This is a genomic window from Acidobacteriota bacterium, from assembly GCA_040752915.1.
Taxonomy (GTDB): Bacteria; Acidobacteriota; UBA4820; order UBA4820; family DSQY01; genus JBFLVU01.
Map to the genome: position 1 here is coordinate 25,999 of JBFMHB010000028.1, position 11,417 is coordinate 37,415.

The 11,417-nt window shown below is 67.9% G+C and carries 8 protein-coding genes; 3 read left to right on the forward strand and 5 right to left on the reverse strand.

All coding sequences use genetic code 11. The features are described from left to right. Positions 1-35: 35 nt before the first annotated feature. Positions 36-2,876, reverse strand: coding sequence for a 4Fe-4S dicluster domain-containing protein (locus tag AB1824_06980; GenBank protein MEW5764705.1), 2,841 nt, complete (start codon positions 2,874-2,876; stop codon positions 36-38). A gap of 392 nt (positions 2,877-3,268) precedes the next feature. Further along, positions 3,269-3,832, reverse strand: coding sequence for a cytochrome c3 family protein (locus AB1824_06985; GenBank protein MEW5764706.1), 564 nt, complete (start codon positions 3,830-3,832; stop codon positions 3,269-3,271). Positions 3,833-4,140: 308 nt separating this feature from the next. On the opposite strand from AB1824_06985, the gene AB1824_06990 reads away from it, so the two are divergent. Further along, a complete protein-coding gene (locus AB1824_06990; GenBank protein ID MEW5764707.1) occupies positions 4,141-5,082 on the forward strand; it encodes a sulfite exporter TauE/SafE family protein in 942 nt (313 codons plus the stop codon). A gap of 168 nt (positions 5,083-5,250) precedes the next feature. On the opposite strand, the gene asnS is transcribed toward AB1824_06990, so the two are convergent. Then, positions 5,251-6,546, reverse strand: a complete 1,296-nt coding sequence (gene asnS, locus AB1824_06995) for an asparagine--tRNA ligase (protein MEW5764708.1) — start codon at positions 6,544-6,546, stop codon at positions 5,251-5,253. A gap of 228 nt (positions 6,547-6,774) precedes the next feature. Then, a complete protein-coding gene (locus AB1824_07000) occupies positions 6,775-8,058 on the reverse strand; it encodes an FHA domain-containing protein (protein ID MEW5764709.1) in 1,284 nt (427 codons plus the stop codon). Positions 8,059-8,189: 131 nt separating this feature from the next. Between AB1824_07000 and AB1824_07005 the strand changes: the two genes are divergently transcribed. Next, positions 8,190-9,635 (forward strand): aminoacyl-histidine dipeptidase, encoded by a 1,446-nt coding sequence (locus AB1824_07005; protein ID MEW5764710.1) that lies wholly within the window; start codon positions 8,190-8,192, stop codon positions 9,633-9,635. A gap of 108 nt (positions 9,636-9,743) precedes the next feature. Here the strand turns inward: AB1824_07005 and AB1824_07010 are convergent, their stop codons facing one another. Then, positions 9,744-10,547 carry a tetratricopeptide repeat protein gene (locus AB1824_07010; GenBank protein MEW5764711.1) on the reverse strand — a complete coding sequence of 268 codons (804 nt, stop codon included), beginning with the start codon at positions 10,545-10,547 and terminating at the stop codon, positions 9,744-9,746. 125 nt (positions 10,548-10,672) lie between these two features. Between AB1824_07010 and AB1824_07015 the strand changes: the two genes are divergently transcribed. Then, a partial coding sequence (locus AB1824_07015) for an FAD-dependent oxidoreductase (GenBank protein MEW5764712.1) occupies positions 10,673-11,417 on the forward strand: 745 nt, incomplete at its 3' end.

Below are 11,417 nucleotides of genomic sequence, written 5' to 3' on the forward strand. Positions count from 1 at the left end.
GAGCGCCTTCGACTTGTAAGAACCGCCTTCCTGGATCAGCCATCATTCCTCTCTCCGGGGTTTCGGATGTCGGCCAGGTACGTAACGGCGGGACGGACCCCGAGTTCGGCCAGGACCTTGTACCCCCGACCGTCCTTCGAAACCTTGGAAACCCGGCTTTGGGGGTCTTTCAAATCGCCAAAGACAATGGCCTCGGCGGGACAGGCCACGGCGCAGGCGGGCCGGATCTCCCCGTCTCGCACGGTCCGGCCTTCCACCTTGGCCCGCATCCGCGCGTCCTGAATGCGCTGGACGCAGAAGGTGCACTTTTCCATCACCCCCCGGGGTCTGACGCTCACCTCCGGGTTGAAGGACAGCGTCTCCGGCTCGCGCTTGGCGTTGTTCCATTCCAGGAAGTTGAAGCGGCGCACTTTGTACGGACAGTTGTTGGCGCAGTAGCGCGTGCCCACGCACCGGTTGTAGGCCATCTGGTTGAGGCCGTCGGGGCTGTGGTTCGTGGCGTTCACGGGGCAGACGTTCTCGCACGGCGCGTGGTCGCAGTGCTGGCAGAGCATGGGCTGGTGCACGACCTTGGGCGCCTCGGGAGGTCCTTCGTAGTACCGGTCCACGCGGATCCAGTGCATCTCGCGGCCTTTGAGGACCTGCTCGGGGCCCACCACGGGCACGTTGTTCTCCGACTGGCAAGCGAGGACGCAACCGGAGCACCCCACGCAGGCGCTCAGGTCGATGGTCATTCCCCACTTGTGGTCCGGAAACTCCATGTCGGGATAGAGGCTGTGCAGCGGGTGGCCGTGCCCGCCTTCCTCTTCCTTGGCGGCCCACTCCGTGCGGGTGAAGCTCCGCACAAGGTCCCGCCCCTCCATGCGATGGTGGGTCTGGGTGGTGGGTACGGAGACATGCCGGCCCGTGGGCGTGAGACGCACCCCCTCCCGAAGGAAGGGGCAGTCCGAATCGGCCTCCATCAGAATGAAGGCGTTCAGGCCGACGCCCTCGGCGATGCTCGGGCCCTTTCGGCCATACCCGAGGGCGAGAGCGGCCAAACCCCTGGCCTGGCCGGGCTGGAGGAGAACGGGCACCTCCAGGGACGCGCCGCCCGCCTCCACGCGGACGACGTCGCCGTCCCCCGCTCCGAGGGACTCGGCGTCCGCCGGGGAGAGGAGTAGCGGGTTGCCCCACGTGGACTTGGTGACAGGATCGGGCCACTCCTGGAGCCAGCCGTTGTTGGCGTACCGACCGTCCAACACGGCGGGCGAGGGGAAGAGCGCCAGTTCGAAGCCCTTGGCCGCCTTCTCGCCGGCGGCTGCCTCGGCCATGCGGGCCAGGGCGGCTCCGTTTAGACCGGACCGGGGAGGGGGCGCCGCTTCCGGCTCGTACACCCCGTCGTGGAGGACGGAGTTCCAGAAGGCCTCGAAGGGAACGGGCGCGCCGTTCGGGAACTCCTCACGGCGCCAGCGGGAGCGGATCTGCTCCCGGAAGTCCGGAGGCGCCGCCCCGCCCAGCCCCCGTGTCCAGCCGAGGAGGATGTCCTCCCCCTGGCGCGTGTCGTACAGGGCGGCCACCACGGGCTGTTGAAGGCTTCTCCTTCCCGGAGCGGGCGCATAGTCTCCCCAGGACTCGAGCCAGTGGTTCTCGGGGAGGACCACACCGCACGCGTCGGCCGTCTCGTCCGGAAGGAGGCCGATCCGTACCGAACGGGCCGCCACCGGACCCGCGAAGGCCGCGTGGCCGGGAAAGACGAGGGCCGGATTGACGCGCCAGTACACAACCAGGGAATAGGTGCCCCGCGCCACGTCGTCCAGGGCTTGTCGGACCTCGCCGTGGGAGGCGGGCGGCGTTTGGAGGACGGCGGAGGCGGGCCCCTCCGCACCGATCATGGCGTTCAGCAGGCGCGCGGCCCCATGCGCCTCCTCGGGCAGGTGGCTCCCGGCCAGCACCCTGCCACCGTTGCCGGCGCGAGCCAGATCGGCGACCAGGGCCTCCACCGCGGATTCGGCGCCTTCGCCCTCCACCTCCCGCGCCGCGTCGAAGCGGACCAAGGCCTCCGGATCCAGCCCCGCGGGCAGGGGAAGGCCGTGGCGGGCGTGGAGGAGCTTGGCCAGGCCGAAGGCGAAGGCGGCGCAGCGGGAGGGCCGCACCCTCAGCCGCCGGTCCGCCTTGGCCCCCGTCAGGGTCATCCTGCCTTCCACCGCGTACAGCCTCGTCATGGGAGAATCCGGGGTCTCGGGGCGCCTCCCCTCGGCGAAGGCGAGGACCGCCGAGGGCTCTTCGCCGCTGAGAAAGTCGGCATCGAGGGATAGAACCACGCGGGCCCCGCCGGGATGAAGCACCGGAATCTCCGCCCGGCCCTGGAGGGACCGCGCGGCCAGAAGGGGCCCCAGCCCAATCGCGGGCTCGAAGGAAAGCACACGGAGCCCGGGAAGAACGTCTCGCAGACCCTCCAAAACCTCACGCCGGGAGGGGGACAGCACGGCGTCGCAGAGGAGCAGGACGGGGCGCCCTCCCCTTGCGGCCTCTTTCAAGAGAGGAAGTACCCGTCCTTCGGCCTCCACCCACGTAGCGTTCCGGCCCTCCACTTGGGGCTTCCGGAGCCGGTCCGGATCGTAGAGCCCCAGGAGGTCCGCCAGGGCGCGGAAAGGAACCTTCCCGCGCGCCCACGGGTCCTCGTCGTTGCCCTCCACGTGAATGGGCCTCCCCTCCCTCGTCTTCACCAGGACGCCGTGGGCGCGGAACCCCTCGGCAAAGGTGGATGCGTAATGGTTCGCGACGCCCGGTGTCACCTCCTCGGGCCGCCGCGTGTAGGGAACGATGGTCCCGCGGTCCGGCCGGGAGCACGCCGTCCCGGCCGCCAGGGCGGCCGTGGCCGAGAGCAGGCTCAAGAACCGCCGCCTGGATACGCCTTCGGCGGGAAGTTCAGGTGGGTCCGAGGCACCCTCCGGAAACTCCCTGAGCTCGGCCAGAATTGGCTCGTGTGTCCTTCCACGTTCAGACAGCGCGCGGTACCGGTCACGTTCCGTCTTCTCGCGGGGTTCGTTCTGCTTATTCGCCACGTTTCACCGCTCCCTCGCCGGCCCGGAGGGTCCCTCCCGACGATCTCCGGCAGGTGCCTTCGCTCCCACTTCGCCTGGCCTCGGATTCCACTCCCCAGGCGCGGAGAGTCCGCGAGGCCGACGCCACCGCCAGCCAACCGGCCACCCTGGTCAAGAAAGTCCGCCGAGTCCTGGTGTCGGATTTTTCCATAGGCCGCACCTCGCTCCCAGAGTCCCTTCCGCTACCTGTGACACGCGTTGCAGTGTTCGGGCCCCTTCGTCACGCGCGAATCGGGCGCCACGGCCGCCCGGGCGTCCCGGTGGCATCCCAGGCAATTGCCCATGCGCATGGACATGTGCTGGGAAACCCGATCCATTTCCTGAATCTCTCCGTGGCAGGTCTGGCAGGCCACGCCCGCGGCCACGTGGGGTCTGTGGTCGAAGTAGACGTGGTCCGGAAGCCGGTGGATCCGCTTCCAGGCGATAGACCCGCCCGAGGCGTGGGCCCGTTGGATCTTCTGGATCTCGGGGCTCTCCGTCTTGGTGACGGTGTGGCAGTTCATGCAGGTGGAAACGGCTGGAATCCCGGCGTGGCGGGACTTCTCCACTCCTGTGTGGCAATACAGGCAGGGAATCTTCATGGATCCGGCGTGGAGGGCGTGGGAGAACGCGACGGGTTGCTCCGGGGCGAATCCCTTCACGAACCGATCGGGCTGGGTCAACCAACCGACCGAGAGGACCGTCGTCAGGATCGCCGCGCTTCCCACGGGCAGCCACAGTCGAGCGAAGCGGTCGTAAGGATGCATCCACCCTCCCGGACCTTGCCGCCGGCCGCGGGCCGGCTTGCCATGCCCCCTGGCTCCGGATTCGCTGGACGGGTCTCGATCCGGAGATTTCGACTTCTGAAAACAACACTCCCGGAGCCGTATTCCCGCCGGAGACTCTGTCGAAGACCACCGCGGCACGCCGTGTGATGGCCACTGAATATCACACACGTTCCACCCCCATCAAGAGCCCGCGTCTTGCCCCACCGGCGGGCAGGCGGTAGAGTGTCGCGGGCGGGACCCGGACCGAAACGCCGCGCCGCCGCTCTTGTTCAGGGAGGTACGCACCGGTGGTCTTTCCCTCGGGCGTGGACGTCCATCCTTTGATACCGCCCCTGGTGGCCTTCGCCATCTCCTTCTTCACCTCCACGGGCGGGGTCTCGGGCGCCTTCCTCCTGCTCCCCTTCCAGGTCAGTTTTCTGGGTTTTACGAGCCCCGCCGTTTCGGCCACGAATCAGCTGTACAACATCGTGGCCATCCCCAGCGGCGTGTACCGGTACTTCCGCGAGGGGCGCATGGTGTGGCCCCTCACGTGGGTCGTCATCGCGGCCACCCTCCCCGGAGTCCTCGCGGGGGCGTGGGTCCGCGTGAACTACCTCCCCGACCCGCGCCACTTCAAGTTCTTCGCTGGGTTGGTTCTCCTGTACCTGGGGACGCGGATGCTCCCCGACCTGATCCGGAGGAGGGCCGGCGACGCCGCCTCCGCCGAGGCGCGTTTTCAAAGCCTCGTGGCGGCCCACAAGGTGCGCCAGGACGGGACCGCCCTGCGCCTCCCCAGGGTGAAAGTGCAGGCCTTCACCCTTTCCCGGATCCGATATTCCTTCTACGGGGAGACCTTTGAATTCTCCACGGTGGGCGTCTTTTTCCTCAGCCTCGCCGTGGGCATCGTGGGCGGAGTGTACGGAATCGGCGGCGGCGCCATCCTGGCCCCCTTCTTCGTGGCCATCTACCGCCTGCCGGTCTACACCGTCGCAGGAGCGGCCCTCCTCGGCACCTTCATCACCTCCGTGGCGGGCGTGTCCTTCTACCAGTTCCTCGCCCTTTTCCATCCCGAGGTGGCCGTCGCCCCCGACTACCTTCTGGGCCTCCTCTTCGGCCTGGGAGGCGCCGCGGGCATGTACTGCGGGGCCCGCCTCCAGAAGCACGCCCCCGCCCGGGCCATCAAGTGGCTCCTCGTGGGCGTCCTCCTTTTCACGGCCCTGACGTACGTAGTCCAGTTCTTTGCGGGCTGAACCTTAGGAGGATTTCCTCCATCGCATGCCCGGGGCCTCGTCGGGGCGGGCCTTGGGGGAGCGCGGCTCGCGGATCGCCCGCTCCTTACCCGCGCTTTCTCTCCCGGACCGAGCTCCGCCCTCTCCCCGGCGGCGGGCGCCCCTTCACTTCCGGACGCGACGGGGCTTCTACGGGTACAGCTTGTAGAGCATCCTCGGGTAGGGGATGGTCTCTCGAACGTGCTGGAGGCCGCAGATCCAGGAGACGGTGCGCTCGAGGCCGATGCCGAAGCCGCCGTGGCGGACAGTCCCGTAGCGTCGGATGTCGAGGTACCAGCGGAAGGCCTCCTCGGGAAGGCCGTGCTCGCGGATGCGGCTCAGGAGGAGGTCGTGGTCGTGGATGCGCTCGGAGCCTCCGATGATCTCGCCGTACCCCTCGGGGGCGAGGACGTCGACGCAGAGGGCCAGGCTCGGGTCCTCGGGGTCGGGCTCCATGTAGAAGGCTTTCACGGCGCTCGGGTACCGGTGGACCATGAGGGGCCGGTCGTACTGCCGGGTCAGGATCGTCTCGTCGTCGCCTCCGAAGTCGTCACCGAACTTGAGGTCCGAGCCCAGGGAGTGGAGCTGCTCCACGGCATCCTTGTACTGGAGGCGCGGGAAGGGCTTCTGCACCATCTCGAGCTTGGAAGTGTCCCGTTCGAGGACCTTCAATTCCTCGGCGCACCGGTCCAGGACGCGCGCCACGACCGAGGTGAGAAAGTCCTCGGCCAGGTTCATGACGTCGTCCAGGGTGGCAAAGGCCACCTCCGGCTCGAGCATCCAGAATTCCATCAGGTGGCGGCGGGTCTTGCTCTTCTCGGCCCGGAAAGTGGGGCCGAAGCAGTACACCTTCCCGAGGGCCATGCAGGCGGGCTCCAGGTAGAGCTGGCCCGACTGGCTGAGGAAGGCCTTTTCGCCGAAGTAGTCGGTCTCGAAGAGGGTGGTGGTCCCCTCGCAGGCGGCGGGCGTCAGGATGGGGCTGTCGATAAGGGTGAAGCCGCGGTCGTAGAAATAGTCCCGGAAGGACTGCTCGATCTCTGAGCGAACGCGGAGGATGGCCACCTGGCGGGAGGATCGCAGCCAGAGGTGGCGGTTCTCCATGAGGAATCCGGTGCCGTGCTCCTTCTTCCCGATGGGGTACTCTTCGGCCATGTGGTGGAGGCGGGCATCGGTGAGGGAGAGCTCCACGCCTCCCGGGGCCCGCTCGTCGAGGCGGACGATCCCCGTGACCGTCACGGAGGACTCGAGGCTCACGCGGTCCAGGAGGTCGAAGACTTCGGCGGAGACGTCCTTGACGAAGGCCACGCATTGGAGATAGCCCGTGCCGTCCCGCAGGATGAGGAACCGCACCTTGCCCGAGGAGCGCTTGTTGTAGACCCAGCCCGAGAGCGTCACCGCTTTCCCGGCGTGCTTCGACAGTCCCTTGATCGTCAGCGGCATGTCCATGGAGGCTCCCTCTCGCCAGAGGCGGGAATTATAGACGAGGCAGGCCTTTTCGGGCAATACGTTGAGGGAACCAAGCAAATCGGATGACGGGAGACGCGAAGGACAGGACGGGGCGTCGGGCGGCGCGATCCTTATCAGCCGCATTTCCTGGCCGCCCTGTCGACTCCCCTGCTTCGTCTTTCCCTTTCTTCCCCCGGACGGCTCGGGCCGGCCCGTCCGCCCGTATTCCTAGTTCAGCCTCCGCTGTTCGAGACGGAATGTGAAGTCGCACTGGCCCGCGTGGATGACGCCGTCCGGCTTGAGCTCCTTGAGGGTGACGCGCTCGCCGTTGAGGTACGTGCCGTTGGTGGACTTGAGGTCCACGAGGTAGAAGGCGCCCTCCTTGGGCACGATTCGAAAGTGCTGTCCCGACAGCGTCTGGTCGGCCACGGAGATGGTGTTGATCTTGTCCCGACCCACGGAAACGACCTGGCCCGACGGGATCTGGAAGGCCCGGGGAGGGTTGTTCCCCCTCCTCAGGACCAGCACGGGCACCTCGTCAAGGACCAGGGTGTGGTCCAGCATCTCCGAAGAGGGCGCCTTCTGGAGGAGGGCCGGATCGATCTCCGGAACCGAAGGGGCCGCGGGGCTCTGGGTCTCGTCCCCCGGTTTCGTGATGGCGAGTTTCGAGGCGAGGCAGTCGGGACACTCGCTCTCCCACATCTTGAGTTCCCGCCCGCACTGCTCGCACACCCGCTCGGGAGGCGGACTCGTCCTGCGGAGGAGGAGGAACACGGCGGCCGCGATGGCGGCCAGGACGAGGAGGCCCACGGCCGCCGCAAGGACCACGAACCAGAAAAGTCGGGGGTCCGCGGCCGCCTTGGGAGCCGGCCGCTCTTCCTCGGGCGCGGGCCGGGGAGGCGGTGGCGGCTCGGGGACTTTCACCGGAACGAGGGAGGCGGCGGCGGCCTCGAAGGAGACCCCCAGGTCTCGGGCCGTCAGGTCCTGGATCCGTCCCGCGTACCTCCCGCCGGTGAGGGCGGCCATGCGGCGGAGCGTCCGCTCCTCCGCCGCGCCCACCCCCACGGCCACGAGCGCCACGTGGGCCTCGGCGGCCCTGGAGGCGCCGTCTTCGAGCGTGACGGCGGAGTTTTCGTCCCTCCCGTCTGAAATGAGCAGGACCACGCCTTCGCTCCCCTTCGCCTGGATGGCCTGAACCGCCGTAAACACGCAGTCGTGCAGAAGGGTGTACCGGCCTCCCGGACGGAGATTCCGCAACCCCTCCGCCAGGGCGCCAAGGTCCTGGGTGAAGTCCACGACCTGGACGGCCTCGTCGTTGAACGCGTACAGAGCCACGGGCCCGCGAGCCAGAAGGGACGGGAGGGCTTCGGCCACCAGGCCCTTGGCTGCATCGAACTGCGCCGGCGGGATGGAGCGGCTCGTGTCTACCAGGACCGCCGTGGGGGCGGCACCCGCCGCCAGGGACAGGATGGCCGCGGTGAGCACGGCGATGACCAGGGGCATGCGTTTCATGGCTCGCCTCCCTTCGGACCTGTCCGAAGTATAGGGAGTTCCGTGGGGCGGGGGCAACTCGTTCGATGGAATTGGGAACTTTGTGGGGCGGGGGGGCGTGTGCCAGAATGATCTGCTCAAGGAGGCGCCGCATGTTGAAGTTGGAGCCGAAAAAGGTCTGGGAGCACTTCGAAAACCTCTGCAAGATCCCCCGCCCCTCGGGCCACGAGAAGGCCGCCGGGGAATACGTCGTCTCCGTGGCCAAGGCGCACAAGCTCGAGTGGGAGAGGGACGCCGTCGGCAACGTCGTGATCCGCGTCCCCGCCAGCAAGGGGCGCGAGAAGGCCCCCGTCACGGTGCTCCAGGGCCACACGGACATGGTCTGCGAGAAGAACAGCGATGTGAAGCACGACTTCCTGAGAGACCCCATCCGTCCCCGCCTTGTGGGAGACGTGGTCAAGGCCACCGGCACGACCCTCGGCGCCGACAACGGGATCGGCGTGGCCATGGCCCTGGCCATTCTGGACGAAAAGGCCGCCGTCCACGGGCCCCTCGAACTCCTTTTCACCATCGACGAGGAAACGGGGCTCAACGGGGCGAACGGCCTCCAACCCGGCTTCGTGAAGGGCCGCCGCCTTCTCAACCTCGACACCGAGGAGGACGGACAGCTCTACGTCGGTTGCGCCGGCGGCAAGGACACGGTCCTGACCCTCCCCCTCTCCCGCGAGAAGAGCGCCGACCCTCGTCCTGCCTACCTTCTCTCCGTAAAGGGCCTGCGCGGAGGCCACTCCGGAGGGGACATTCACGAGGGACGGGGCAACGCCAACCGCATCCTGGCCCGGGCCCTCGACGCCCTGGCCCAGGCCGGCGCGGGCTTCTCCCTCGTTTCCGTCCAGGGAGGCTCCAAGCGAAACGCCATCCCCCGCGAGGCCTTCGCCCTCCTCCACGCGGACGCCGCGGCGGCCAGGAAGGCCGGAGCGGCCCTGAAAACCCTCGAAGCGACGGTTCGAGCCGAATTGAAAGGCGTGGACGAGGGCGTCGCCCTGACCCTCGCCAAGACCAAGAGCCAGGGTCCGGCCCTCACCGCGCCTTCCCAGAGGAAGGTCCTGAACCTGCTGGCCTCCGTCCCCCACGGTCTGATCTCTTACAGCCGCCAGATTCACGGCCTGGTGGAAACCTCCACGAATTTCGCCATCGTGGAGACCCGTCCCGCCGCCATGGACGTCATCACTTCCCAGCGCTCGAGCGTGGAATCCCAGCGCGACTGGGCCGCCTGGTGGGTGGGGAGCGTCGGACGCCTGGCCGGCGCCAAAGTCCGCCACTCCAACGGGTACCCCGGTTGGGAGCCCAACATGGACTCGCCGATCCTCGCCCAGGCCCGCAAGACCTACAAGCGCCTCTTCCGGGAGGACCCCAAGGTCAAGGCCATCCACGCGGGCCTTGAGTGCGGGATCATCGGCGGAAAGTACCCGGGTATGGACATGGTCTCCCTCGGCCCCACCATCCGGAACGCCCATTCCCCGGACGAGGAGGTCCATGTCGCCTCCGTGGCACGGACCTACAAGTACCTCCTCGAGCTTCTCAAGGACCTGGCCTGAGGCCGACGGAAGCGTGTCTGCAACGAAGAGGACGGGAGCGCCGGGTCCGGGCACCTCTCCGGCCCGGCGAGCCCCGCATCGGGCGCTCCCCCGGGCGAGAGCCTCCCTTCACTGTCTTACGTGGGTCCAGTCCTTTTCGATTTTCTCGAAGAGGGCCCCCTGGTCGTCCTTGAGGCGCGGGAGCCAATAGGCATAGAAGATCTGGAATTCGGGATCGCTCATCTTTTTGAGGAAGACGAGGAAATCCTGGTAGGCCGCTTGCGGGTCGCCGCGGCGGTGCTTGATGAGGGCGAGGTAGAAGTGGGCGTCGCGCATGGTGAAAGGCGTGCCCCCCAGCCCGTAGTCTCCCTTCTCCGCCCGCCTCAGCGCGCGCTCGAAGTGGACCTGGGCCGCGAGAATCTGTCCCGCGTCGAAATCCAGTCTCCCGAGCAGGTACTCCGCGACCTTCTCCCCGTCCACGCCCTTTTCGGACCGGATCTTCTCCGCCAGCGCCCGGCCCTCTTCGAAGCGGGTTTGGAGGCGCATCATGGTCACGGCGGCGATTTCCGCGTAGATGGGCTTGTCCAGCCGAGGCGCGGCCAGTTGAAAGCAGGTCTGGGCCTCGGCATAGTTTCCCTCATCCCAGTAGGCGCGCCCCAGCCCGAGAAGGGGTTCCACGGCATCCGGCTTCAGGCTCCGAGCCTTCTCCAGATAGAACCGCCGGGCCTCAGGAAGGGACTGGATCCCCGGCGGAAGGGGGTCGCAGCAGAAATTGCCCTTGGCCAGGATTTCGATGGACTTGAGGTCCGTGATCCGCCCCGCGCATTCCAGGTTCTTTTCGTAGCGTGCCTTCTCCGAGGAAAGGAACCCGCAGCACCCGCTCAAGAAGGCCGCGAGAGCCAGGGATGTCGCGGTTCGGACCATGTCAGTCATGCCAGCCTCCGCGCGCATCTTAGAACCGGAGAGAGTCTCAGGCAAGTTCACGACGTCACATGGCCGCGGGCCCGCACCGCACCTTGCCCGCGCCGCGTGCTATGATTCGGGTCGGGAGGCGATTCGTGGCCGAGGGTTCCATCGTCGTGATCGGGGCGGGCTTCGCGGGAGCCGCGACGGCCTGGTGGCTTCGCAGGGCCGGCGCCGACCGTGTCATCGTCCTGGAGAGGGAAACCGTGCCGGGGGCCCACGCCTCCGGGAAGAACGCCGGGATCGCCCGCCAGCCGGTTCTCCATGCTTCCACGGCCCTCCTCACCGCGCGGGGCACGGCTTTCCTCAGGCGGCCCCCCGATGGTTTCTGCGAGGGCTCCCTCTTCAATGAAACCGGAGGGTACCTGGCCACCTCCGACCCGAAAGACCGGCGTCTGGACCTCCTCCACCGCGCGGCCCTCGCCGCCGGGGTTTACACCTTCGAGGCCGAACGATCGGAGGTGGTGGAGCGCCTTCCCCTTCTCGACGGGGCGCCCTTTGTCCGGGCCTTGGCCAGCCCCACCGACGGGGTGGTGGACATCCACCTTCTGCTGACCTCCTACCTCCGTGGGGTTTCCCTCCGGACGGGAACCCTCGTGGAGGGCTTCCGGCGGAAGGGGACACGCATCACGGCGCTGGAGACCTCCCGCGGACTCCTGGAGGCATCCGCCGTCGTGAACGCGGCGGGCGCGTGGGCGGCGGACGTCGCCGCCTCGGCCGGTGCCGCCCCCATCCGGATCGAACCCCGGCGGCGCCATCTTCTTCACACGGGCCCCTTGCCGGGCCTTTCCGCGGCCATGCCCTACGCCTGGCTCTACGATCCGGAGGTTTACTTCCGGG